Origin of the sequence: Streptomyces sp. NBC_00386, assembly GCF_036063235.1 — a bacterium.
Taxonomy (GTDB): domain Bacteria; phylum Actinomycetota; class Actinomycetes; order Streptomycetales; family Streptomycetaceae; genus Streptomyces.
On sequence record NZ_CP107950.1, the window covers coordinates 7,719,905 to 7,743,233 of the forward strand.

The 23,329-nt window shown below is 71.5% G+C and carries 22 protein-coding genes and 1 pseudogene; 14 read left to right on the top strand and 9 right to left on the bottom strand.

Annotation, left to right across the window (positions count from 1 at the left end; translation table 11 throughout):
- Nucleotides 1–4 precede the first annotated feature (4 nt).
- Nucleotides 5–658: a uridine kinase family protein gene (locus tag OG780_RS33950; RefSeq protein ID WP_328454646.1), complete on the bottom strand. Its 654-nt coding sequence runs from the start codon at nucleotides 656–658 to the stop codon at nucleotides 5–7.
- A 229-nt stretch (nucleotides 659–887) separates the two neighbouring features.
- Between OG780_RS33950 and OG780_RS33955 the strand changes: the two genes are divergently transcribed.
- The 6 genes from OG780_RS33955 (at nucleotide 888) to OG780_RS33980 (ending at nucleotide 7,686) form a co-directional block, all read left to right on the top strand.
- Nucleotides 888–1,844 carry a hypothetical protein gene (locus OG780_RS33955; RefSeq protein ID WP_328454648.1) on the top strand — a complete coding sequence of 319 codons (957 nt, stop codon included), beginning with the start codon at nucleotides 888–890 and terminating at the stop codon, nucleotides 1,842–1,844.
- 138 nt (nucleotides 1,845–1,982) lie between these two features.
- On the top strand, nucleotides 1,983–3,437 hold the full coding sequence (locus OG780_RS33960; RefSeq protein WP_328454651.1) for an amino acid permease: 1,455 nt from the start codon (nucleotides 1,983–1,985) through the stop codon (nucleotides 3,435–3,437).
- A 199-nt stretch (nucleotides 3,438–3,636) separates the two neighbouring features.
- Nucleotides 3,637–4,989, top strand: coding sequence for a peptidase C39 family protein (locus OG780_RS33965; RefSeq protein ID WP_328454653.1), 1,353 nt, complete (start codon nucleotides 3,637–3,639; stop codon nucleotides 4,987–4,989).
- Between the two features lie 343 nt (nucleotides 4,990–5,332).
- Nucleotides 5,333–5,479, top strand: a complete 147-nt coding sequence (locus OG780_RS33970) for an SCO1431 family membrane protein (protein ID WP_326788976.1) — start codon at nucleotides 5,333–5,335, stop codon at nucleotides 5,477–5,479.
- A gap of 135 nt (nucleotides 5,480–5,614) precedes the next feature.
- Complete coding sequence (locus OG780_RS33975) at nucleotides 5,615–6,274, top strand: TetR/AcrR family transcriptional regulator (RefSeq protein WP_328454655.1); 660 nt, start codon at nucleotides 5,615–5,617, stop codon at nucleotides 6,272–6,274.
- A 239-nt stretch (nucleotides 6,275–6,513) separates the two neighbouring features.
- Nucleotides 6,514–7,686, top strand: coding sequence for an acyl-CoA dehydrogenase family protein (locus tag OG780_RS33980; protein WP_328454657.1), 1,173 nt, complete (start codon nucleotides 6,514–6,516; stop codon nucleotides 7,684–7,686).
- Here the strand turns inward: OG780_RS33980 and OG780_RS33985 are convergent.
- Nucleotides 7,649–8,050: a hypothetical protein gene (locus OG780_RS33985; protein WP_328454659.1), complete on the bottom strand. Its 402-nt coding sequence runs from the start codon at nucleotides 8,048–8,050 to the stop codon at nucleotides 7,649–7,651. The genes OG780_RS33980 and OG780_RS33985 overlap by 38 nt on opposite strands.
- A gap of 181 nt (nucleotides 8,051–8,231) precedes the next feature.
- Here OG780_RS33985 and OG780_RS33990 point away from each other — a divergent pair.
- Nucleotides 8,232–8,557, top strand: a pseudogene (locus OG780_RS33990) (phosphotransferase family protein); the annotation flags it as partial.
- A 40-nt stretch (nucleotides 8,558–8,597) separates the two neighbouring features.
- Here the strand turns inward: OG780_RS33990 and OG780_RS33995 are convergent.
- A complete protein-coding gene (locus tag OG780_RS33995) occupies nucleotides 8,598–9,032 on the bottom strand; it encodes a hypothetical protein (RefSeq protein ID WP_328454661.1) in 435 nt (144 codons plus the stop codon).
- A 269-nt stretch (nucleotides 9,033–9,301) separates the two neighbouring features.
- On the opposite strand from OG780_RS33995, the gene OG780_RS34000 reads away from it, so the two are divergent.
- From OG780_RS34000 to fxsA, 4 genes are all read left to right on the top strand, one after another.
- Nucleotides 9,302–9,742, top strand: a complete 441-nt coding sequence (locus tag OG780_RS34000; RefSeq protein WP_037621061.1) for an Lrp/AsnC family transcriptional regulator — start codon at nucleotides 9,302–9,304, stop codon at nucleotides 9,740–9,742.
- A 126-nt stretch (nucleotides 9,743–9,868) separates the two neighbouring features.
- Nucleotides 9,869–11,485, top strand: coding sequence for an amidohydrolase (locus OG780_RS34005; protein WP_328454663.1), 1,617 nt, complete (start codon nucleotides 9,869–9,871; stop codon nucleotides 11,483–11,485).
- A 540-nt stretch (nucleotides 11,486–12,025) separates the two neighbouring features.
- Nucleotides 12,026–12,820: a polyprenol monophosphomannose synthase gene (locus OG780_RS34010; protein WP_328454665.1), complete on the top strand. Its 795-nt coding sequence runs from the start codon at nucleotides 12,026–12,028 to the stop codon at nucleotides 12,818–12,820.
- 223 nt (nucleotides 12,821–13,043) lie between these two features.
- A complete protein-coding gene (fxsA, locus tag OG780_RS34015) occupies nucleotides 13,044–13,610 on the top strand; it encodes an FxsA family membrane protein (protein ID WP_328454667.1) in 567 nt (188 codons plus the stop codon).
- A 222-nt stretch (nucleotides 13,611–13,832) separates the two neighbouring features.
- On the opposite strand, the gene OG780_RS34020 is transcribed toward fxsA, so the two are convergent.
- The 4 genes from OG780_RS34020 to yczE all read right to left on the bottom strand — a co-directional run bounded on the left by OG780_RS34020 (nucleotide 13,833) and on the right by yczE (nucleotide 17,305).
- Entirely contained in the window at nucleotides 13,833–14,207 is a 375-nt protein-coding gene (locus OG780_RS34020) for an RNA polymerase-binding protein RbpA (RefSeq protein ID WP_081223278.1), read from the bottom strand.
- A 256-nt stretch (nucleotides 14,208–14,463) separates the two neighbouring features.
- Nucleotides 14,464–15,813, bottom strand: a complete 1,350-nt coding sequence (locus OG780_RS34025) for an MFS transporter (RefSeq protein WP_328454669.1) — start codon at nucleotides 15,811–15,813, stop codon at nucleotides 14,464–14,466.
- A 41-nt stretch (nucleotides 15,814–15,854) separates the two neighbouring features.
- Nucleotides 15,855–16,622: a glycerophosphodiester phosphodiesterase gene (locus OG780_RS34030; protein WP_328454671.1), complete on the bottom strand. Its 768-nt coding sequence runs from the start codon at nucleotides 16,620–16,622 to the stop codon at nucleotides 15,855–15,857.
- Nucleotides 16,619–17,305, bottom strand: coding sequence for a membrane protein YczE (gene yczE, locus OG780_RS34035; protein ID WP_328454673.1), 687 nt, complete (start codon nucleotides 17,303–17,305; stop codon nucleotides 16,619–16,621). Before yczE ends, OG780_RS34030 begins: the two co-directional genes overlap by 4 nt.
- 98 nt (nucleotides 17,306–17,403) lie before the next feature.
- On the opposite strand from yczE, the gene OG780_RS34040 reads away from it, so the two are divergent.
- The gene (locus tag OG780_RS34040; protein ID WP_328454675.1) at nucleotides 17,404–18,903 is read left to right on the top strand and encodes an SCO1417 family MocR-like transcription factor; all 1,500 of its coding nucleotides are present in this window, start codon (nucleotides 17,404–17,406) and stop codon (nucleotides 18,901–18,903) included.
- 197 nt (nucleotides 18,904–19,100) lie between these two features.
- Here OG780_RS34040 and OG780_RS34045 read toward each other — a convergent pair whose 3' ends face one another.
- Together OG780_RS34045 and OG780_RS34050 are read right to left on the bottom strand one after the other, a co-directional pair.
- Nucleotides 19,101–20,678 (bottom strand): hypothetical protein, encoded by a 1,578-nt coding sequence (locus OG780_RS34045; protein WP_328454677.1) that lies wholly within the window; start codon nucleotides 20,676–20,678, stop codon nucleotides 19,101–19,103.
- Nucleotides 20,679–20,716: 38 nt separating this feature from the next.
- A complete protein-coding gene (locus tag OG780_RS34050) occupies nucleotides 20,717–20,911 on the bottom strand; it encodes a hypothetical protein (RefSeq protein WP_103549671.1) in 195 nt (64 codons plus the stop codon).
- A gap of 260 nt (nucleotides 20,912–21,171) precedes the next feature.
- Between OG780_RS34050 and OG780_RS34055 the strand changes: the two genes are divergently transcribed.
- Nucleotides 21,172–21,564 (top strand): ankyrin repeat domain-containing protein, encoded by a 393-nt coding sequence (locus OG780_RS34055; protein WP_328454679.1) that lies wholly within the window; start codon nucleotides 21,172–21,174, stop codon nucleotides 21,562–21,564.
- A gap of 300 nt (nucleotides 21,565–21,864) precedes the next feature.
- Nucleotides 21,865–23,283, top strand: coding sequence for a HEAT repeat domain-containing protein (locus tag OG780_RS34060; protein ID WP_328454681.1), 1,419 nt, complete (start codon nucleotides 21,865–21,867; stop codon nucleotides 23,281–23,283).
- The last annotated feature ends 46 nt before the right edge of the window (nucleotides 23,284–23,329 follow it).

Below are 23,329 nucleotides of genomic sequence, written 5' to 3' on the forward strand. Positions count from 1 at the left end.
GACTTCAGCACGCTGCGGATGGTCCATCACGGTGCGTGATGAACTGGTCCGGTCCAGCCGTCCCGGCAGGCCCCGGCAGCACCTCGTATCCCTCAGGACACTGCCGCACCACATGGTCCGCGAACGGTCGCGTGGGGTCCTCGGCGAAGTGCCGGCGCTCGGCGTGGACCCATCCGTCCCAGAACTCGCTCTGCGCCTCCCCGTCCCGTCGCCGTCCCCGCGCCCAGGCCTGCTCGTGGGGCAACTCCATCCACAGCAGTCGCGCGAGCCGCGGCCGCAGCGCACGGCGTCCCGCGCCGACGCCCTCCAGGAGCACCACGGGTGCGGCCGGCAGCTCGTGCACCGGTCCGAACTCCCGGGTCGTCCAGTCGTAGGGGGCGTAGCGTGCCGGCTCGCCGCGCCCGAACGGCTCGATCACCCCGCTCAGCAGGCGCTCGGTCCAGCCGAAGAGCTCCTCGTGGGTGGCGATGTCGTCGAGGTGCAGTACGGGCGCGCCGCCCAGCGCCGTCGCCAGTCTCCCGGCGAACGTGGTCTTTCCGGAGCCGGCGTGACCGTCCACGCCGACGAGGCGGACGGGCCCGCAGGAGGGCGGCAGCCGGCGCAGCCGTGAGGCGAGGTCGTGAATGGGTTTTCCCGGGGTGAGGTGCGAGGTCGGCACAGTCCTGTGGAACATTCTATCGAGGCGGTGTCCACAGCGGATCCATGGGTTCAGGATGGTGCCGTATTGAACCATTCATTGAACAATCCTCAAGAACTTCGGGGGCCGCTCCGAAAATTCCCGGCCCCGCGGAACCAGGTATTTCGGATAGGGCGTTCCGGTACTCGCAGATGCTGAGTAGGGTTCCTGTCGGGGAACGCAAGCGTCGTACGGGGATGGACTGGGGAAGATGGCCGCGGGGTTATTCGAGGGGCAGTATGTGTGGCATCCGGCGGCCGACGACCGCAGACTCGCGAGCGTCTGCACGGACATCAGAGCCGGCCGCTATCTGAGCGCCCACGAAGCTCTGAAGGAGACCCGCTCCGACTACGGATTACGGGCCCACCGATCCCTGGTCCTCGCCTCCGAGGCCGCCGACTCCGATCTCACCGAACGCTGGCTGGCGGAGGAACAGACCCCCGAGGCCGCCCTGATGTGGGCCCGCGTGGCCGTGCTGCGGGCGTTACGCGCGGCCGACGCCAAGGACGACCGGGCCGAGGCGCTGGAACGCATAGCGCTGACCGCCTGCGACCGGGCCGCGGTGATGGACCGCGCCGATCCCACGCCCTGGGTCGCCCGGCTGTCCATGGCCCGGCTGCACGACCTGCGCGACCCGGCCCCGCAGGGGCTGCTGACCCAGCCTCTCGGCCCCTGGCGCCTGTTCTCGCACGTCCTGCGCCTCGACCCCTGGAACCGTGAGGGTCATCACCGGTTCCTGGCCTTCTTCTTCACGCGCTACGGCGGTTCCGTGAACGCCGCCTGGGACGTCGCCGCCTTCCTGAGCCAGCGCGCCCCCGCCTCCTCGCCCCTTCGGCTGCTGCCGCTGGTGGCCCTGGTGGAGAGCTACAACCCCACGCAGTTGCTGGTCGACCGCACCTGGGAGCAGCCGCAGTGGCGTTCCACGGCGCTCGCGATCTACCAGAACTGGCTGCCGGAGGCGTCCGGATACCGCTTCACGCCGGTGCTCGACCTGGCGTATCTGGCGCACGCGCTCTTCATGGCGCAGCGCGAGTTCGAGGCCCGCGCGGTGCTCATGGCGATGGGGCCGTACGCCTGCCGGATGCCGTGGAGCGTGTTCGGCGAACCCGAGGAGCAGCTCTCCCGCGCCCGCCGCGCCTGCGGCCTGCCCGTACCGGGGGCCGGCTGACCCGGCGGCCCTCCCCGACGTCCTCATCGATCCCCGAGAGAAAGGTCAGCTGTGTCGGAACGAATATCGGCCCCAAGTCGGAGAACCGACGTCGGAAAGGATTCCGCCGCCTTCGACGACGATGCCACGCTTCACGCGATGGGATATCCGAGAAAGCTCACCCGCCGATTCCAGGCATTCGACAACTTCGCGATATCCTTCACGATCATCAACATCATTTCGGGTATTTTCTCGTCCTTCGGTTTCGGATTGAACGCCGGCGGCCCTCGCGTTCTCGTGTTCGGCTGGATCGGCGTCTCCGTGATGGTGCTCTTCATCGGTGCCGCGATGGCGGAAGTCGCCTCCGCCTATCCGACGAGCGGGGCGCTCTATTTCTCCGCCGGCAAGCTCGCCAAGCGGCACAAGGGCGCCTGGTCCTGGTACACGGGATGGCTGAATTTCGTGGGTCAGGTGGGAGGCACGGCGGCCACCGGTTACGCGGCCGCCACCTTCATCCAGGCGTTCGTCGCCCTGCAGTGGGACTCGTACGAGCCGACCGCCCAGCAGACGGTCCTGATCACCGCGGTGATCATCGTGCTCCAGGGTTTGGCCAATACCTACACCGTCCAGCTCGTCGCCGTGCTCAACCGGATCTCCGTGTGGTGGCTGCTGGTCGGGCTCGTCGTGATCGTGGGCACACTCACCGTGATGCCCGACGACCACCAGTCGGCCTCGTTCGTCACGCATTTCGCGAACAACACCGGTTTCACGAACGGGATTTACGGAGGGATGCTCGGTCTGCTGGTCACCAGCTGGACCTTCACGGGCTTCGACGGCAGCTTCCACATGTCCGAGGAAACGGTGCGGGCCACGGTCAACGCACCAAAGGGGATCACCCGTTCGATCGCCTATTCGGCGATCACCGGGCTCATCCTGATGCTTGCCCTTGTGTACAGCATTCATGATTATGACCGGGTCGCCGGATCGTCGGCGCCGCCCGTGCAGATCCTCATCGATGGGCTTGGCATGGGCATGGCTAAGGTCATCCTGCTCGTCGTGATCGGCTCCATGCTGTTCTGCGGGCTGGCCAACCTGACCAGCAACACCCGGCAGATCTTCGCCTTCTCCCGGGACGGCGCGATGCCGGGCTCCCGCTGGTGGCACTCCGTCTCGCCGCGCACCCGTACACCCGTCAAGGCCGTCTGGCTGGCGGTCGCCTGCTCGCTGGTCCTCGTCCTGCCCGGATGGTGGTCGCACACCGCTTTCACGGCCATCGTCAGCGTCAATGTCGTCGGGCTCTTCCTCGCCTACGCCGTGCCGGTCTTCCTGCGGCTGCGGCTCGGCGACGAGTTCCAGCCCGGCCCCTGGAACCTGGGCCGCTGGAGCAAGCCCGTCGGCTGGGTGGCCGTGACCTGGATCCTCGCCAGCAGCGTGCTCTTCATGCTGCCCCAGGTCTCACCGATCACCGGGGACAACTTCAACTACGCCTCGATCGCCCTGGCCGTGGTGCTGATCGTCGCGACGGTGTGGTGGTTCGCCACGGCACGCCGCCGCTTCCAGGGCCCCGTCAGCTACGGGCGCCCCGACGAGGTCGCCGCCATGGACCTCGTCTGACCGCCCGCCCCTCGGCCCGGCACCCGCCGGGCCGAGGGGCGGGGGCCGAGGCGCCCCAGGTCATGCCAGTGGTCCCGACCAATATTGGGGGGCGTGGCACGGGCCGAAGTGCTGGCAGAAGTCACCCTCCGGCGTCCATAGTTGGCGCACGACAGAGCATTGGGCCCGCCCGTTCCGGACACCTGGGGGTTCTCCACCCATGAGCAGAGCCGAACAGCCGTCCCGCAGAATCGTCCTGGCCGCCGCGGTGGCCGCGGCGACGGTGGGGGCCGTGGGCCCGCCGGCCGCCGCCGCTCCGGCCCGCCGGACCAGAGCGCCCGGCCGCCTTGTCGACAACCGCGCCTGGACCTCGTACAGCGACTGGCGCGCGGGCAGCGCGCACGGCGCGCGGGCCGTGTCGGGCGTCCGCCCCGGGCTGGTGATCGCAGCCCCGGCCGGCACGACGGACTACACCGACCCGCACACCGGCAGGACCGCGACCTGGGAGTACGCGACCTGGACCTCGCCGGTCCACCGGCTCGCCGTCCCCTCCACGGAGGTCATCGCCTCCTGGAACGCGCACACCCCGGCCGGTACCTGGCTCCAGGTCGAGCTGACCGGCACCTACTCCGACGGCACGGACACGCCCTGGTACGTGATGGGCCGCTGGGCCTCCGGTGACCAGGACATCAGGCGCACCTCCGTGGACGACCAGACCGACGGCCGCAGCACGATCTGGACGGACACCTTCTCCATCGACGACGCCGCCTCCGGCCTGCGCCTCGTCTCGTACCGGCTGCGCCTGACCCTCTACCGCACCCCGGGTTCCAGGATCACGCCCACCGTGTGGCGGCTGGGCGCGATGGGCTCCGACATCCCGGACCGCTTCACCGTCCCCGCCTCGGCCCCGGGTCTGGCCCAGGAGCTGAACGTTCCGCGCTACTCGCAGGAGATCCACGCCGGTCAGTACCCCGAGTACGACAACGGCGGCGAGGCCTGGTGCAGCCCCACCTCCTCGCAGATGATCATCGAGTACTGGGGACGCAGGCCGGCGGCCGAGCAGCTCGCCTGGGTCGACCCGGCGTACGCCGACCCGCAGGTGTGTCTCGCGGCCCGCTCCACCTACGACTACCAGTACGCCGGCTGCGGCAACTGGCCCTTCAACGCCGCCTACGCGGCCACGTACAAGGACCTCCAGGGCGTGGTGACCCGGCTCGGCTCGCTCACCGACCTGGAGACGCTGATCGCCGCCGGCATCCCGGCCATAACGTCCCAGTCGTTCCTCAAGACCGAGCTGACGGGCGCGGGTTACGGCACCTCGGGCCACCTCATGACGGTCATAGGGTTCACCGCGGACGGCGACGTGATCGCCAACGATCCGGCGTCGCCCGGCGACGACGCGGTGCGCAGGATCTACAAGCGCTCCGAGTGGGAGAACATCTGGCTGCGGACCAAGCGCTACAACGCCTCCGGGAAGGTCGTCTCCGGTACCGGCGGGGTCTGCTACCTGTACTTCCCGGCGCATCCCTCGCCGCGTCAGCGCAAGGCGCTCGCGGCGGTGGGCATCCGCTGATGTGAGGCGCGGCCCCGTCGGGCGGGCCCGGGCTTGCCCGGACCCCCGTTCGTGGGCCGGCCGGAGTCATCCCGAAGCCCGCTGTGGGCCGGCCGGAGCCTGGCCCGCGGCGGGCTTCCGGCTGTCCTGCCCACGGCGGGCTTCCGGCCGTCCTGGGCGCCGTGTGACGAGACGCACACGCGGGCCCGCCGGGTGGAATCCGGCGGGATCGGGAGCCGCCGGGCCGGCGGAGGTGACCTGGGTCTCTACCGGTGCCGGCGGCTCCGGTGGCAAGGTGGTCGGGTCGGTGGGGAGCCGACGGGAGGCGGGGGACGTCACCGCACCACTACGTCAGCGAGATGCCATGACCGCGAGTTCCGCCACCGCCCCTCGTCTCCGCACCCGTACCGGAGGCCCCGAGGACAACGGCCCGAAGATCCTCGAACACGTCCTGGGCTGGATCTTCGTGGTGGTCGTGGCGATGCTGGTGACCAGGCTCGGTCTGCTCTGAGGCGGCGCCGGCGCCAGGGGTCCACGGCACGCGGCCCCGCATGACGGCCGGGGCGCCGATCGCCCCCGGATGACGGTCGGCACGGTTCTGCCATACTGCGGATGTTCCGTCGGCAGTTGGAGACCAGGGCCGGAATTGAATAATAGTCAACAGCGCGAGATCGACCGTCCCCGGGCGCGGGGCACCGACCGCTCACTGGCGCGTCGCGCCGAACTCATCGCCATCGGGCGGAAGTTGTTCGCCGACACGTCGTACGACGCCTTGTCGATGGACGACATCGCACGGCAGGCTCATGTCGCCAAGGGGCTGATCTACTACTACTTCAAGTCCAAGCGCGGCTATTACCTCGCCATCGTCGAGGACTCGGTCGCGGACCTGGTCTCCCGGGCCGCCGACGGTCTGGATCTTCCTCCGGTGGAGCGGGTCCAGCGCACGATCGACGGCTACCTCCGCTATGCCGAGCACAACCAGGCCGCGTACCGCACGATCATCGCGGGCGGCGTGGGCTTCGACACCGAGGTGCAGGCGATCCGCGACGGGGTGCGCGAGGCCATCGTCGCGACGATCGCGGAGGGGGCGTACGGCAGGGGCAGGGTCGGACCGCTGCCGCGCATAGCCCTGCTCGGCTGGCTGCACAGCGTGGAGGGGGCCACCCTCGACTGGATCGGTCACCCGGTGCTGCCGCGCGACACCATGCGCGAACTGCTGGTGAAGATGCTGGGGGGCGCGATGCGTGCCGTCGAAGAACTCGATCCCACGTACGTGGCCCCGCCCGACGCCCGGCGGGACGACTGACGGAACACTATGAGGACTAGACCACCCTGTCAATGGTTTGGACCAATCCGGCGCCTCCTCGGCGACTGGTCGGCATCCGGAGCGGATGGTCCTCCTTTCGGGCGTACTCCCGGCGCCACGGCCGCCGTTCGCCGGGTTCCGTGACCGGGACCGGGAGCATCGGCGGGGCCGGGTGAGACCCGGCGCCGTCGCTCCCGGGGGAGCGCCGCCGATGTGCCCGACCAGGGAGGAGTGTCGCCGTGCCCGATCCCGCCCCGCGGCCGGTGGACCGTCAGCTGCCCACGGACGAGGCCCGGGACCTGATCGCGCTCGTCCGTGACATGGCGCGCCGCGAGATCGCCCCGGACGCGGCCGAGGAGGAGGACGCCGGGCGCTTTCCGCGCGAACTCTTCGGACTGCTCTCGGAGTCCGGACTGCTCGGACTGCCGTACGACGTCGCCCACGGGGGCGGCGGCCAGCCGTACGAGGTCTACCTCCAGGTCCTCGAGGAACTCGCCATGGCCCGTCTTACCGTGGGCCTCGGCGTCAGCGTCCACACCCTGGCCTGCCACGCGCTGGCGAACCACGGGACCGAGGCGCAGCGGGCCGCGCATCTGCCCGCGATGCTCGGCGGTGGTCTGCTCGGCGCGTACTGCCTCTCCGAGCCGTCCTCGGGTTCCGACGCCGCCGCGCTGCGGACGAAGGCGGTGCGGCAGGGGGACGACTGGATCGTCACCGGCACCAAGGCGTGGACCACGCACGGCGGGGTGGCCGACTTCTACACGGTGTTCGCGCGAACCGGCGGCGAGGGCGCGCGGGGCATCACGGCCTTCCTGGTGCCCGGCGACGCCGAGGGGCTGAGCGCTTCGCCGCCCGAGCGGAAGATGGGCCTGAAGGGTTCGCCGACCGCGCAGGTCCACTTCGACGGGGTGCGGGTCACCGACGGCCGCCGCCTCGATGACGAGGGCCGGGGTTTCGCGATCGCCCTGTCGGCACTCGACTCCGGGCGGCTCGGCATCGCGGCCTGCGCGACAGGCCTGGCCCAGGCCGCGCTGGACGAGGCGGTCGCGTACGCCACCGTCCGACGCCAGTTCGGGAGGCGGATCGCGGACTTCCAGGGGCTCCGCTTCCTGCTCGCGGACATGGCCACCCGGGTCGAGGCCGGCCGTGCGCTCTGTCTGTCCGCCGCCCGGCTGCGCGACGCGGGCCGGCCCTTCTCCCGGCAGGCGGCCATGGCGAAACTGCTGTGCACGGACGGGGCGATGAAGGTCACCACGGACGCTGTCCAGGTCCTGGGCGGGTACGGGTACACCGCCGACTTCCCGGCCGAGCGGTACCTCCGCGAGGCGAAGGCGCTTCAGATCGTCGAGGGCACCAATCAGATCCAGCGCATGGTCATCGCACGGCACCTCGTGGGTCCCGGGACGGACTGAGGTCGCCGCGCGGGTCCGCGCTCATGCCGAACTCGTTCCGCGGATCCCGGGACGCGTCGAACCGGCTGTTGTCGCGCGGGTCCTGGCCCGGGGCGAAGCGCTCCTCCCCCCGAGGTTCCGTGAGCGCGCCGAACTGCCCGTACCCGAACATCACCGACGGCGCCGACAGACGCACCCACTCGGGGTCGTGGTGCCCCGGCAATGTGCGGCCGCGATCGGCCCAGGCGCGCATCAGGGCGCGGTAGATGGGCGGATCCTGAGCCGGCGGGGGTGGCGGTGGCGGCGGTACCCAGTGAACCGATTCCGCCGGAGCCGGGACGAGGATCCGGCGGCGGCGCCCGGTGGCGGAAGGTGTGGGGCTCATGCCGGGGCAACGTGCGGGCGGGCGGACAGGTCACCCGCGCGTGGAATCGGGTGTGTGTTCGCGACGGGACCCTTGTGAGGGCCCCGAGGAGGCGCGCTGTCCGGCCCCGGCAAGCATCTGACGTACCGTCAATTCCACCACCGGGGCGCGTCCTTCCGGACGACATCGACTGCCGCGGTCGATGGCGGCACCGGCCCCGCGCGAGGCCGGCCTCGGCTGGACCGCCTGCCTGCACCACATCTTCCAGGACCTGACCGGGGGTTCGGGCAGCGCGGACGGCCCGGCTTCCTGTGCCGCGACCGCGTCGAGGCCCGCTGCGCGTGCCCCACCGGCCGCATGCCCCGCGACATGGACTTCTGCACGCTGTACGCCGCACTGCGGCAGGCGATCGTCAGGCTGCCGCATCGCCTACCGCCGGGTGCGCTTCGGCGAGGTGGGCGTCCCCCGGACCCGGACATGCTGATCCTGCACCACGGCAGCCTGCGGGCCGTGGTGCAGGGCAGCTACGGGGACGAAGCGGGCGACACCCGCCGAACGTGCCGAGCGGTCAGGCCGCGCGCCGCATCTCGGAGACCCGCATGGGGGTCGAGCCCGGCCCGCCCACGTGGGAGAACGGCTGCGTACGCCAGTTCAGACCCTGAGGGAGCGTCAACAGGAGGGCGGTGTCCTGCTGCTGGGGTTCCGCGGAGTCGTCCGCGGACCGCGCCTCGGCGGCCGCACGGCCCGTGCCCGAACAGACGGTGAGCCCGAACGGATTCCACGGGGAGGCGCACAGGGCGTGCTCCGGCAGGACCTCCTCGTCCGCGAGCAGCGCGATGGGCTGCGCGCAGTCCGGGCAGATCACCCGGTACATCTCGAACGTGTCGTACGCGTCGAACTCGTCACCGTCCAGGTCGTCGGATTCGACGCCCTCCGGCTCGGGTTCGAGAACGGCCTGCTGCCGCTTGGGTGCGGTACGACCAGGGCGCTTAAGACTCTGCATGGGATTCTCCCCCTCGGGTGGGCCGACAAGGCGCTGCGACCTCGACCACAGCAAGCACTTCCCGTCCGGTCTCTGAGGTAATCACGTGAACATCGCCGACCCGGTTGCATTCATGTGTCGTTCGTCACATGCCGTCCGCAGGTGCCCGGCGCCCCGCGGAACTTGGCGGCCGGATGACGTGCGAGCGACGCCCGTCCACATCACAAAGCGGGTATGACCTGCGCCGCTGAGGTATCCGGGGGTTCGGCGGCCCTGTAGGTTCTTGCGCCATGGAGGAGCTGGACCGACAGATCGTGCAGTTGCTCGTCGCAGACGGGCGGATGAGTTACACCGACCTGGGCAAGGCCACGGGCCTGTCCACGTCCGCCGTGCATCAGCGGGTGCGCCGTCTCGAGCAGCGCGGCGTCATCCGGGGCTATGCCGCGGTCGTGGACCCGGAAGCCGTCGGGCTGCCCCTGACCGCCTTCATCTCGGTGAAGCCGTTCGACCCCAGCGCCCCCGACGACATCGCCGAACGCCTCGCGGGCGTACCGGAGATCGAGGCCTGCCACAGTGTGGCGGGCGACGAGAACTACATCCTCAAGGTGCGTGTCTCGACCCCGCACGAACTCGAGGAACTCCTCGGGCGACTGCGGGCGCTCGCCGGTGTGTCGACGCGTACCACCGTCGTCCTGTCGACTCCGTACGAATCCCGCCCGCCCCGCATCTGAGGGACCGCCGGGACCAGGGCGCGCGATCACGTGGATCCCTCCGGACGGACGGGCGCACCCGGCCGCCACGCCGTGTCGACCCCACCCGGGCGACGACCGGCCGTCCGCAGGCGTGAGACTGTTCCCATGAGTGAGAGCACCGCCCCGTCGGACACCGTGCTGCTGCGCGGTGGAGAAGTCCACAGCCCCGCCGACCCCTTCGCCACCGCCATGGTCGTGGAACGGGGGCAAGTCGCCTGGGTCGGTTCGGAAGGCGCGGCCGACGCCTTCGCCGAAGGCGTCGACGACGTCGTCGACCTCGAAGGCGCCCTGGTGACCCCGGCGTTCACCGACGCGCATGTGCACACCACCGCCACCGGACTGGCCCTCACCGGCCTCGACCTGTCCGACGCGCCGTCCCTGGACGCGGCGCTCGCCCTCGTCCGTGATTTCGCCGCCGCCCGTCCGGCCGACCGGGTGCTGCTCGGCCACGGCTGGGACGCGGCCCGCTGGCCCGGCGGACGCCCCCCGGCCCGCACCGAACTCGACGCCGCGACCGGCGGACGCCCGCTGTACCTCTCCCGTATCGACGTGCACTCCGCCGTCGCCACCACCGCCCTCCTGGACCTGGTCCCCGGCGTCACGGCGCTCGCCGGGTACGTGCCCGACGGCCCCCTGACCCGCGACGCCCACCACGCCGTGCGCGCGGCGGCGCTCGGCGCGATCGGCGGCGCGCAGCGCACCGAGGCCCAGCGCGCCGCGCTCGCCCACGCCGCCTCGCTCGGCATCGGCTCCGTGCACGAGTGCGCGGGCCCCGAGATCTCCTCCGAGGACGACTTCACCGGACTGCTGCGGCTCGCCGCCGAGGAACCGGGACCGAGGGTCGTCGGCTACTGGGCCGACCGCGATATCGAGAAGGCGCGGGCCCTCGGCGCGGTCGGAGCGGCCGGGGACCTGTTCGTCGACGGCTCCCTCGGCTCGCACACCGCCTGTCTGCACGAGCCGTACCTCGACGCGGACCACACGGGCGTCGTCCACCTCGACGCGGACGCCGTCGCCGCGCATGTCGTCGCCTGCACCGAGGCGGGCCTCCAGGCGGGCTTCCACGCCATCGGGGACGCCGCGGTGGCCTCGGTGACCGAGGGCGTCCGCGCCGCCGCCGAGAAGGTCGGCCTGGCCCGTGTGCGCGCCGCCCGGCACCGCGTCGAGCACGCCGAGATGCTCACCCCGGAGACCGTCGCGGGCTTCGCCGAACTCGGCCTCACCGCCTCCGTGCAGCCCGCCTTCGACGCGCTGTGGGGCGGCGAGGACGGCATGTACGCCCAGCGCCTGGGTGCCGAGCGGGCCCGCACCCTCAACCCGTTCGCGGCCCTGCTGCGCGCCGGGGTGCCGCTGGCCTTCGGGTCCGACAGCCCCGTGACCCCGCTCGACCCGTGGGGCACCGTGCGGGCGGCGGCCTTCCACCGCACGCCCGAGCACCGGGTGTCCGTGCGGGCCGCCTTCACGGCCCACACGCGGGGCGGCTGGCGGGCCGTGGGACGCGACGACGCGGGCGTCCTGGTGCCCGGCGCGCCCGCGGACTACGCCGTGTGGCGCACCGGCCGTCTCGTGGTGCAGGCCCCCGACGACCGGGTCGCGCGCTGGTCCACCGACCCTCGCTCCGGCACACCCGGACTCCCGGATCTGACCCCCGGCGGCGACCTGCCCGTCTGCCTGCGCACCGTGGTCGGCGGACGGACGGTATTCGTACGGCCTAACGAGTGATGTCCCCGGGTGCCCGGTGCTCCCGCAGGGCCCGGCACCCCGTCGTTCGACCTGCGCATCCTCGGCGCTGACCTGGGCTTTGTCGGAAAAGACGCAGATCAAGCCAGTGTTGACAGCCTGCCGAGGGAGGCGGGTAGGTTCGGCCGGGTCCACCACCGGACGGCCGACCGGGGAACTCCGCACGGCCTCGTGGCGCCGCTGGGTCAGGGGTGGTGCGTCGCACCGGCGCACCGCCACTGGGAAGCCAGGCCCAGCGCCGGCGCCGCGAGGCGAGGGAACGTTCCGACACGTCGGCAGGTGCGACCCGGGTGGGGCCCGGACGTTCAGTAGACAACGGCTTTCGGTCGACCCGCAGCCAGCGGGTCCCAGGTCGGCCCGAAGGGCGCCGGGCCCCGATCCGAAGGACGCGATTTTCGCTCCGGCGCGTCCGCTCTTACCCGCCTCTTGGCGAATCGACACCCCTGTAGGGCCGCCGCGACGCAATGGCGCAGGCTGGGCGCACTATGGTGGAGCCCTGCGTACGGATACGAAGGGGCAGCAGTGAACGACGGCGACGGGACCCTCGCGGCGGAAGCCCAGGGGAGGCGGTTCGGTCCGCTCGGCACGGCCTTGGTGATCATTCCGACCTATAACGAGGCGGAGAACATCAAGAAGATCGTCGGCCGGGTGCGATCCGCCGTGCCCGAGGCGCACGTTCTGGTGGCGGACGACAACAGCCCCGACGGCACGGGCAAGCTCGCCGACGAGCTGGCCGCCGACGACGAGAACGTCCAGGTCCTCCACCGCAAGGGCAAGGAAGGGCTCGGTGCCGCCTACCTCGCGGGGTTCCGCTGGGGTCTGGAGCACGGGTACGGCGTACTCGTCGAGATGGACGCCGACGGATCGCACCAGCCGGAGGAACTTCCCCGGCTGCTGACCGCGCTCAAGGGCGCCGACCTCGTCCTCGGCTCGCGCTGGGTGCCCGGCGGCCGCGTGGTGAACTGGCCCAAGTCCCGCGAGTTCATCTCGCGCGGCGGCAGCCTGTACTCCCGCGTCCTGCTCGACGTGCCGATCCGGGACGTGACCGGCGGCTACCGCGCCTTCCGCCGCGAGACCCTCGAAGGCCTCGGCCTCGGTGAGGTCGCCTCCCAGGGCTACTGCTTCCAGGTCGATCTGGCCCGCCGCGCGGTGAAGGCGGGCTACCACGTGGTCGAGGTTCCGATCACCTTCGTCGAGCGTGAACTGGGCGACTCCAAGATGAGCCGCGACATCCTCGTGGAGGCGCTGTGGCGCGTCACCACCTGGGGTGTGGGCGAGCGGGTCGGCCGGATCACCGCCCGCCGCAAGCAGTCCTGACACAGTCCGGGCGCCGCGCGCGAGGCTCACCGGTCCGTCCGGGCGGCACGACGGGCCCGTGAGCCGCGCCGACGCCCGTGAGCCGCGCCGACGCCCGAGGGGCGCGGCGGCCGGCCACGGTCAGGGGGCGTGAGCGGTGCCGCCGGGGCGGGGACCGGCGTCCGCCGACGGGGTTGAGCGTCCGCTTATCCCGAACTGAGGCACGCCCAGGCACACTGGGAGCATGACGACAGGCGTTCCGACCCCCACCCCCTCCCGTCCGCGGCGCTCGCGGCTGCGTACGTTCCTGCCGCTCGGTGTCGCGGTGTGGCTGGTGCTGGAGATCTGGCTGCTGACGCTCGTCGCGCGTGCCACGAGCGGCTTCACGGTGTTCCTGCTGCTGGTCGCCGGGTTCGTCCTCGGCGCCGTGGTCATCAAGCGGGCCGGCCGCCGGGCCTTCCGCAATCTCAGTCAGACGCTGCAACAGGCACAGGGCGGTGTCACGTCCCCCGGCGACGGCGGCCGGGGCAACGGCCTGACGATGCTCGGTGGCCTGCTCCTGATGATCCCGGGTCTGATCTCCGACGCGATCGGCCTGCTGCTGCTGGTCCCGCCGGTCCAGAAGGGCGTCAGCCGCTACGGACAGCGCGCTTTCGAGCGCAGGATGCGGCTGGCGGCCCCCGGTTCCGTCGGCGACGCCTTCCAGCAGGCCCGTATGCACCGCCCCGACGGCAAGGTGGTGCAGGGCGAGGTCATCAGGGACGAGGCCCCGCGCGAGCCCGGCGGCACCTACCCGCCGCTGAACCGCTAGCAGTCTTCCGGCAGCCCCTCCGTACCGCCGCCGGTGCCCTGGCGGCGGTACGGCAAACGGCGCCCCTGAATCCACTTCCGGCTTCCGGTGGATTCGGGGGCGCCGTTTCCCGTACCGAAGGCACCGGAACGCACCCGAACGCACGAGACCGCGAGCCCCGTACCTGAAGTACGGTGCTCGCGGTCTCGGCGTGCGTTGTATGCCGCTCGACCCTCGAAGGGGTCAGGCGGACTTGCGGCTGTCCCGCGGATGCACCGCGATGTTCATCGCGCCGGAGCGAAGAACGGCCAGACGCTCCTCGAGGACCTCTTCGAGCTCCTCGCGAGTGCGCCGCTCCATCAGCATGTCCCAGTGCGTGCGCGCGGGCTTCGCCTTCTTCTCCTCAGGGCCGTCGCCGTCGACGAGGAGTGCCTGGGCCCCGCAGACCTTGCACTCCCACTCCGCCGGAATTTCGGCCTCCACCGAGAAGGGCATCTCAAAACGATGCCCCTTCTCGCATGCGTACTCCACGGCCTGGCGCGGGGCCAGGTCGATGCCGCGGTCCGTCTCATAGCTGGTCACTACGAGGCGTGTGCCGCGAAGAGCTCGCTCACTCATGAATCGTGCCTCCCGGGCTTGTCGCCCACAGGACAGGTGTCGCTGTCGTCGTCATCCGGTCAACGTCCGGTCGGCGGTAAAGATTCCCGTTGATGGGTCATGCGTCGCCGTCGTAGCCGCCCCTTGTTGTACCCACCGTCGCCCGGTTTGTCACATCTGGCATCAGATGTCACCCAACGCTTCAGTATCATTGACGCGCAGTAACGGTACGGCAGGCAGGCCAAACGCGTACACTACCGCTCTTTGGCCCCCGGCGCTAAATCCTCTCGGGTACGGGATTGCCCGCGTCCCGCACCGCCCGGCGCACCGGCACCCGCGCGAGCAGGACGAAGCCGATGACGAAGAAGACCACGAGCGAGATGATCGCGTCCCGATAACTTCCCGTCAGCTGGTAGGTCAGTCCGAACAGCAGCGGGCCGAGCCAGCTCATCCCGCGGTCGCTCATCTCGTACGCGGAGAAGTACTCGGCCTCCTTGCCGCTCGGCACGAGGTGCGAGAACAGGGAGCGCGACAGCGCCTGGCTGCCGCCCAGGACCAGTCCGATGCCCGAGGCGAGGACGAAGAACCACACGGGCGCGCCGGCGGGCAGGAAGTACCCGGCGGCGAGGGTGAGCGTCCAGGCGACGAGTGAGCCGAGGATGGTGCGTTTGGCGCCGTACGTGCGGGCCAGCCGGCCCATGCCCAGTGCGCCCCCGACCGCGAGCACCTGGACCAGGAGTACGGCTGTGATCAGGGTCGACTGGCTGAGGCCCAGCTCCTCCGAGCCGTAGACCGAGGCCTGCGAGATGACCGTCTGGATGCCGTCGTTGTAGATGAGGTAGGCGAGGAGGAAGGAGAGCGTGAGCGGCTGGCCGCGCATGTCGCGCACCGTCGCGGCCAGCTGCCGCCATCCGTGTGCGGACGCCCGCCCGGCGGAGGGCGTACGGCGGTCGCGAAGCCGCCTCAGCGGTACGAGGGTGAAGGCGCCCCACCAGACACCCGCCGAAGCCAGACAGATACGCACGGCCGTCGATTCGGAGACGCCGAAACTGTCATGAGCCGTGAACAGGATCAGGTTCGCGATCAGGACCAGCGAGCCCGCCGCGTACCCGAAGGCCCAGCCCCGGGAGGAGACGGCGTCGCGCTCCTCGGGCGGGGCGATCTGCGGGAGGTAGGAGTTGTACAGCACCATCGACACGGCCAGCGAGGCGTTCGCGACGATCAGCAGCAGTCCCCCCAGCAGGTAGCGGTCGCCGTCCAGGAAGAACATGCCCGTGGTGGCTCCGGCGCCCAGATAGGCCGCCGCCGCGAGCAGCGGCTTCTTGCGGCCCGTGCGGTCGGCGGCGGCGCCGGCCATCGGCATCACGAAGATGGACACGATCACCGAGGCGGAGACCGCGTACGCGAAGAAGGAGCCGGCGCGGACCGGTATCCCCAGCGGGTGGACGAACCCGTCCGCGTCCGCCGCGTGCTTGGCCACCGCCGTCAGATAGGGGCCCAGGAACACGGTGAGCACGCTCGTCGAATAGACGGAGCAGGCCCAGTCGTAGAAGTACCAGCCGCGCTGTTCTCGCCGGCGCTCCGCGGCCTCCTCGGCCGCCCCCGCCCGCACGGTGTCCGTGCTCACCCGTGCCCTCGCTTCTCCGTGAACGGACCGCGCGAGGAGGCTCAGAACCAGGTGCCCCGGTCTTCCAGGACCTTGCGCAGTGTGTCGATGTGATCGGTCATGATGCCATCGACTCCCAGGTCCAGGAGCCGGTGCATGCGTTCCGATTCGTTCACGGTCCACACGTGCACCTGGAGCCCACGCGCGTGGGCGGCCCGCACGAAGCGGCGGTCGACCACCGGCACGCCCGACTGCGTCTCGGGGACCTGGGCGGCGACCGCCGAGCGGCGCACCGCGGCCGGCACGCCCCACGAACGCAGCCGCAGGTTGAGCACCCCCCGGGTGCCGAACGAGGTCGCCAGGCGCGGCCCGGCGAGATGCTGGGCACGGGTCACGCGGGCCTCGGAGAACGAACCGACACAGACGCGGTCCCAGGCGTCGGTGCGGTCGATCAGGTCGAGCAGCGGGACGAGCGCGGGTTCTGCCTTGACGTCGACGTTCCAGCGCGTCTCGGGAAACTCTTCGAGCAGGTCCTCGAAGAGGGGGACCGGTTCCTTGCCCGCCACGCGCGCCTGGCGCACGTCGTCCCAGGGGAGGTCCGCGATCCGGCCCGCGCCGTCGGTCACCCGGTCGAGGGTCGTGTCGTGGAAGGCGACCAGCCTGCCGTCCGCCGTGGCGTGCACGTCGGTCTCGATGTAGCGGTATCCGGCGTTCACCGCCCGCCGGAACTGCGTGAGGGTGTTCTCCAGGCCGTCCGCAGACCCGCCGCGGTGGGCGAAGGGGATCGGGCCGGGGTGGTCGAGGTAGGGGTGAAGAGTGCGCGTGCTCACCCGGGCAGTATGGCGCGCTCGGGTTGACCTGGGGCGACAACGGCGCTGCGGAGCGGTGCCGGACGGGCGGCGAACACCTTCAGGAAGAGCTGGGCCAGGGGTCCGATGGCGACGGCGTAGAGCACCGTGCCGACTCCGACCGTCCCGCCGAGCGCGAAGCCCGTCGCGACGACGGCCACTTCGAGCACCGTGCGCACCAGACGGACCGAGCGGCCCGTACGCCGGTGCAGTCCCGTCATCAGGCCGTCGCGGGGACCCGGACCGAAGCTGGCCGAGATGTACAGGCCCGTGGCCACGCCGTTCAGCACGACCCCCGCCACCAGCAGCGGAATCCGCAGGGCCAGGGAGTGGACGTCCGGGATCAGCGCCAGGGTGCCGTCCATGGCCAGGCCGACCATGAAGACGTTGGAGACGGTGCCGAGACCGGGCCGCTGGCGCAGCGGGATCCACAGGAGCAGCACCGCGGCCCCCACGATGATCGACACGACACCGATCGTCAGACCGGTCAGCTCGGCGAGGCCCTGGTGCAGCACGCCCCACGGCTCGAGACCGAGACCCGCCTCCACCAGGAGCGCCGCGCTCGCGCCGTACAGGGCGAGCCCCGCGTAGAGCTGGACGAGACGGCGGGGGAGCCGTCCGGACCCGGGAGCCTCGGCGGGTGCGGACTCGGAACGTGTGGACAAGGGATGCCCCCGGTGGTGGTAGTGGCCTGGCGCATGACACTCTGTGGCTTGAGAAGTGGTCGTATCCATGGCCAATTCGGGGAAGGTGGACTGGAATCATGGCGCAGTGGACTTCGGCGGTGGGGGCCGCGCAGCTCGCCCGGCTCCTCAACTCCCAGCAGGAGCGCCCCGCGGGCCCGGGCACCCGTCGCCCGCCCGCGTATCGCGCGCTCGCCGACGGTGTCAGGCTGCTCGTGCTCGAAGGGCGGGTGCCGGTCGCCGCGCGACTGCCCGCCGAGCGGGAACTGGCGCTGGCCCTGTCCGTCAGCCGTACGACCGTCGCCGCGGCCTACGAGGCGCTGCGCGCGGAGGGCTTCCTGGAGTCGCGCCGCGGAGCCGGGAGCTGGACCGCGGTCCCCGCCGGGAATCCGCTGCCCGCGCGCGGTCTGGAACCCCTGCCCCCCGAGACCCTCGGTTCGATGATCGACCTCGGCTGCGCGGCGCTGCCCGCGCCGGAGCCCTGGCTGACCCGCGCCGTCCAGGGCGCCCTGGAGGAACTGCCCCCGTACGCGCACACGCACGGCGACTACCCCGCCGGCCTCCCCGCGCTGCGCGCCATGCTCGCCGAGCGGTACACGGCGCGCGGTATCCCCACCATGCCCGAACAGATCATGGTGACCACCGGGGCGATGGGCGCGATCGACGCGATCTGTCATCTCTTCGCGGGCCGCGGCGAACGCATCGCCGTCGAGTCCCCCTCCTACGCCAACATCCTCCAGCTGATGAGGGAGGCCGGCGCCCGGCTGGTGCCCGTCGCGATGGCCGAGGGGCTGGCCGGCTGGGACATGGACCGCTGGCGCCAGGTCCTGCGGGACGCCGCGCCCCGGCTCGCGTACGTCGTCGCCGACTTCCACAACCCCACCGGCGCGCTCGCCGGCGAGGACCAGCGGCGCGGGCTCGTGGACGCGGCGCGCTCGGCCGGCACGGTCCTCGTCGTCGACGAGACGATGAGCGAACTGCACCTGGACGACGGACTGGAGATGCCGCGCCCCGTGTGCGGCTTCGATCCGGCGGGCTCGACCGTGATCACCGTGGGTTCGGCGAGCAAGGCCTTCTGGGCGGGCATGCGGATCGGCTGGGTGCGGGCCGCGCCCGACGTCATCCGCAGTCTGGTCGCCGCGCGCGCCTACGCCGACCTCGGCACTCCCGTGCTGGAACAGCTCGCCGTGAACTGGCTGCTGAGCACGGGGGGCTGGGAGGAGGCCGTCGACATCCGGCGCGGCCAGGCCCGCGAGAACCGCGACGCCCTCGTCGCGGCCGTCCGAAGGGAGCTGCCCCGGTGGGAGTTCTCCGTCCCGCGCGGCGGTCTCACCCTGTGGGTGCGTACGGGCGGTCTGTCCGGGTCGCGGCTGGCCGAGGTCGGCGAGCGCGTGGGCGTGCGGGTGCCCTCGGGGCCCCGGTTCGGCGTGGACGGCGCCTTCGAGGGATATGTGCGGCTGCCGTTCACGGTGGGCGGCGCGGTCGCGGACGAGGCGGCGGCGCGACTGGCCGCGGCTGCTCGGCTGGTGGAGACCGGCGCGAGCGGAGGGGACGAGGGGCCCCGGACGTTCGTGGCGTAGCCGTACGGAACCCCGGGGAGCGGAGTCAGGGGAGTCGAGTTCGGGAGGCCGAGTCCCGGGCGCCGAGTCCGGGGCGGTGTCCGGGGGCGCGGACGCCGGGGATGTTCGGGTGAGGAACAGATGCAGGCGGGGCCGGAAACCCAGGCGGGTTTCCGGCCCCGCCGGTACGCGTGGACCTCGGAGCCGGTGCCTCACTCCTACCCCTCGGCCACCGCGACCCCGGCGACCTCGGCGACCTCGGAGGGCACCTTTTCCGCGTCCGCCGGTGTCGTGCGCTCCGGCAGCAGGGCGAGCACCGCCCGCCGCTGCGCCTCGCTCGTGGCGTCGTCGTACGGGTCCGGTGTGGCGGGGACCTGGAGGCGCAGTACGGGGCCGGTGCCCAGGCGCGCGTAGCCGCGGCCGGGGGGCACGTCCCGGGTCGGGGTGGTGTGCGGGGGCGCGCCCAGGACCGCTTCCAGCTGAGCGGCCGAGGCGGGGCCGAGCACCACGCGCGCGCGGGTGTGCCCGCGTACCGCGTCGCCGAGGAAGTCGAGGTTCTCGAAGTGCTCGGCGACCACGACCGTGACGTTCGCCGCGCGGCCGTGCCGCAGCGGGACCTGGAGCAGCGACTGCGGGTCCTTGCGCCCGTCGGCGGCGGCCAGATGGCCGAGCGCGCTCGGCCGGTCCAGCAGGATCCACAGAGGGGTCCTGATGTCGTCGGGGGCGGGATGTCCCGCCTGGCGGGCGCGGTTCGCGGCGATCAGCCGCCGCTCGGTCTCGTGCGCCGCCCACTCCAGGCTGGCGAGTGCCCCGCCCGTCGAGCACTCGACGGCCAGGACGCCCTCCCGCCCGGTCAGGCACGCGTACTCGCCGGTGCCGCCGCCGTCGACGACGACGACATCGCCGTGCTGGAGGGACTGCAGGGCGATGGAGCGCAGGAGTGTGGTCGTGCCGGTGCCCGGTTCGCCCGTGATCAGCAGGTGCGGCTCGGTGGAGCGGGCGCCCGTGCGCCAGACGACCGGCGGAACGTCGCGCCGCTCCTCGCCGTGGGTGAGGGGGAGCGTGCGCTGGACGTCGGCCGGATCGGTGAATCCGAGGACCGTCTCGCCGGGCGCGGTGACGAAGCGCTGGGCGGCGATGTCGGTGGGCAGGGGCGCGAGGACCGTGACGGTGAGTTCGTTGCCCTCCTCGTCCCAGTCGAAGTGGTACTCACGGCCGCGGCCCGACTTGGCGTGCAGGAGCTGTTCGATACGCGCGCGGGAGTCCGGCTCGCTGTCCGTGAAGTACGCCGGGTAGTGGAGGTGCAGACGGGAGATCCGTCCGTCGTCGTCGAAGTCGTACGAGGCGAAGGCCTTCTCCCAGTCGCCGCCGTGGGCGTACAGGGGAGCGGGGTCGTCGGCCGTGGAGAAGTACGGGACGAGTGCCTCGTAGAGCGACTGGAGGCGTCCGGTCTGCGCCTCGTCCGGGCCGGTCGCGGGCGGTGGGGTGCGCTCGCGACCGGCCCAGGCCGCCGCCGCCATCAAAGTGATGACGGCGAGCAGAGGTCCGTACGGCACCAGGGCCACGATCAGGACCACCGAGGCCACCAGGAAGAGCAGCGGCCCGCGACGGTCCTTGGGGGTGGCGGCCCACTTGCGCCGTCCGGCGGCTGCCAGCCGGCGCAGTCCACGGGTCACCGTGATCAGCGGATGGAGGACATCGGTGGCGCTGTCGGCTGCCGTCCGGGCCAGCTCCCGGCTCTTGGCGATCTGTGCGGTGCCGTTGCTGAGGATGCGGGGGAGAGGGCGCCGAGCCACTGCTGTCTCCTGGAGGTGCGTACGAGGTGGGGACGTCGTCAGAACTTGATCCCGCCGAGGAGGCCCGCCAGGCTCTCCCCGCCGGCCTTGATGCTCGGCGCGATGGCCGTGCTGGCGAGGTAGAAGCCGAAGAGCGCGGCCACGAAGGCGTGCGACGCCTTCAGCCCATCCTTCTTGAAGAAGAGGAAGACGATGATGCCGAGAAGGACGACGCCGGACATGGACAGAATCATTTGAGCTCTCCTGGTTCGTGGGGACGGTCACCATGAGTTGTCCCAGAATCACAGCATGTATCCATACGATAAAAGGTGCAACTGGGTGAAAAGCTTCTGATTTCACCCGCGCGACGGAGCTGTCTTGCGCCGCCTGAGCTGCTCAGTTGCGCTCGATGCGCACTTTGTGATCTTTGCCGCTGAGGGTGCCTGTGATGTGCCCCCGGAGCCAGTACCCTGTCGATTCACCCGAATGGTTGCAGTGAGAGGCGGTCCGGCAGATGAGCGAAGTCCCCGACCCCGAGGTCGTGGAGCTCGCGACCAAGATCTTCGATCTGGCGCGACGCGGCGAGACGGAGACGCTCGTGGCGTATGTCGACGCCGGCGTCCCGGCCGACCTCACCAACGACCGCGGCGACTCGCTCGTGATGCTCGCCGCCTACCACGGGCACGCCGACGCGGTCCGCGCCCTGCTGGAGCGCGGCGCCGAGGCCGACCGTGTCAACGACCGGGGCCAGACCCCCCTCGCCGGAGCCGTCTTCAAGGGCGAGGAGGCCGTCATCCGGGTCCTCCTGGCCGTCGGCGCCGATCCGGCCGCGGGCACCCCGTCGGCTGTCGACACGGCGCGCATGTTCGCCAAGACGGACCTGCTCGAATTGTTCGGCACGTCATGAATCGAACGCCCTGACCAGGCGAAACGCACGAAAAAAGGGAGGCGGAACGGGGCCGCCGGAAATACGGTCGCGGCAGGAAGAACCGCCGAGTCATCATGACGACGTGATTCACGGACGCGATGGCTGGGCAGAAGTTGCCGCACCGCGCGGGCCGTGACTCGGCCCGCATGGGCCACCGACGAGAGGCAGAGGAAGATGGTCTACAGCAAGCAAGAGACGGCGGGCGCCCCGACGTGTTGTCACGCGGCCAGGTAATGCAGGATCCCGGTTGCGTCGACGCTTGATGTGAGGCTGTTTCCCATGTTCGATCCGGTCATAGCGCCCAGCGGAACCCTGCTCGGCCTTCTCCAGAGGGGCCGCGGCGACGGCACGCTGCACGCACTCACCGCACCGCGGGCCGAAGCGCTCGCGGCACTGAACCACTGCGTTCTCAGGGACCCACGCCACGACTGGCAGGTGGAGAACCGCTCCCTGTACTACGCCCGTCTCTATCTCGATCTGAGTGGCGAGCTCGACGAGATCGAGCGGCACCTCTTCGACGCCGAGGACATCCTCGACGACTGCGAGTCACGCACAGGGCTCGCCCTCGCGGTCCTCGGACACCTCGCCTCCTACGGCAGGCGCGACGCGCTCGCACTGCTGCGCCGGTACGCCGCGGTCGGCTCCAACTGGGCCTGGGCCCTGGACGAGCTGGCCCTGCGCGACGACGACGCGGGCCTGCGCGCCCTCGCCGCCCCCGTGCTCGCCCGGTTCCCGGCCGATCCCGAGGGTGACGCCGCCCTCGCCGCCGTCGTACGCGACTCCTTCGAGCCACGGCCGTGGCGGCTGTGGGCCGACGACTCCCGTACGTCCATCGCCACGCGTGTGCGCGCCGCCCAGGAAGCCGGGTCCTTCGACCGCTGGCAACGGCAGATGCGACCCTCGGGGCCCCGCCCCGGGTGGAGCGTCGAAGCCGTCTTCGCATGGGCCCAGCAGGGCATCGAACGCGGAGCCGCGCTGCACGTCCCCGCCGCCCGCTGCCTGACCGCCGTCGCCGGACCCGAGGACCGTCCCGAGATCGTCGAGGCCGCGCGCCACGGCGGGGAGGGCGCGCGCTGCACGGCTCTGCGCTACCTCGCCGACGGCAACGACCCGGACGCCCTCGACCTGATCGAGGCGGCCGTCGCGGACGGGTCGACGCCCGTCGCCGAGGCCGCCGTCGACGCCTTCGAACGGATGCGGAGCGCCGCCGCCGTCGACCGGGCCCGCGGCTGGGCGCACCGGCCCGACGCCCTCGGCGCCGCCGCGGGCCGCGTACTCGCCTGCCGGGGCGGCGCACAGGACCGCGATCCGGTCCTGGCCGCCCTGCGCGAGGCGGTACGGGGCGAGGGCCCCGACGCGCCGACCCTGTGGACCCTCGTCGACGGCACCGGACGGCTCGGCATCGCCTGCGCCGCCCCTGTGCTGCGGCACATCTACCGCGAGACCGCGTCGTCACATCTGCGGCAGCGCGCCGCACGTGCCCTCGCCGTCACGGACCCCTCCTTCGCCGCGGGCTTCGCCGTCGAGTGCCTCTGGGACTGCGAGGAGACCACCCGCGAGATCGCCGCCCGGCATGCCGAGACCGGTGACGCGCGTGTGGTCGATCAGCTGCGCAGGCTGGCGGCGGATCCGGCCGAGGAGGCCGAAGTCCAGACAGCCGTACGGAGCCGGATCGGGCCCGACATGCCGGCCGTATGAACGTTCGGTGACCCGGGAGTCAGGAGTGTGTGGACGGGGACTGACC

What these genes read in the sequence shown, in the direction of transcription:
- OG780_RS33960 (WP_328454651.1), top strand. Translation starts at nt 1,983, where the DNA reads ATGGGATATCCGAGAAAGCTCACCCGCCGATTCCAGGCATTCGACAAC.
- OG780_RS33995 (WP_328454661.1), bottom strand. Translation starts at nt 9,032, where the DNA reads ATGCAGAGTCTTAAGCGCCCTGGTCGTACCGCACCCAAGCGGCAGCAG.
- OG780_RS33970 (WP_326788976.1), top strand. Translation starts at nt 5,333, where the DNA reads ATGACCGCGAGTTCCGCCACCGCCCCTCGTCTCCGCACCCGTACCGGA.
- OG780_RS34055 (WP_328454679.1), top strand. Translation starts at nt 21,172, where the DNA reads ATGAGCGAAGTCCCCGACCCCGAGGTCGTGGAGCTCGCGACCAAGATC.
- OG780_RS34050 (WP_103549671.1), bottom strand. Translation starts at nt 20,911, where the DNA reads ATGATTCTGTCCATGTCCGGCGTCGTCCTTCTCGGCATCATCGTCTTC.
- OG780_RS34000 (WP_037621061.1), top strand. Translation starts at nt 9,302, where the DNA reads ATGGAGGAGCTGGACCGACAGATCGTGCAGTTGCTCGTCGCAGACGGG.
- OG780_RS34020 (WP_081223278.1), bottom strand. Translation starts at nt 14,207, where the DNA reads ATGAGTGAGCGAGCTCTTCGCGGCACACGCCTCGTAGTGACCAGCTAT.
- OG780_RS33985 (WP_328454659.1), bottom strand. Translation starts at nt 8,050, where the DNA reads ATGAGCCCCACACCTTCCGCCACCGGGCGCCGCCGCCGGATCCTCGTC.
- OG780_RS34005 (WP_328454663.1), top strand. Translation starts at nt 9,869, where the DNA reads ATGAGTGAGAGCACCGCCCCGTCGGACACCGTGCTGCTGCGCGGTGGA.
- OG780_RS34060 (WP_328454681.1), top strand. Translation starts at nt 21,865, where the DNA reads ATGTTCGATCCGGTCATAGCGCCCAGCGGAACCCTGCTCGGCCTTCTC.
- OG780_RS34040 (WP_328454675.1), top strand. Translation starts at nt 17,404, where the DNA reads ATGGCGCAGTGGACTTCGGCGGTGGGGGCCGCGCAGCTCGCCCGGCTC.
- OG780_RS33965 (WP_328454653.1), top strand. Translation starts at nt 3,637, where the DNA reads ATGAGCAGAGCCGAACAGCCGTCCCGCAGAATCGTCCTGGCCGCCGCG.
- fxsA (WP_328454667.1), top strand. Translation starts at nt 13,044, where the DNA reads ATGACGACAGGCGTTCCGACCCCCACCCCCTCCCGTCCGCGGCGCTCG.
- OG780_RS33955 (WP_328454648.1), top strand. Translation starts at nt 888, where the DNA reads ATGGCCGCGGGGTTATTCGAGGGGCAGTATGTGTGGCATCCGGCGGCC.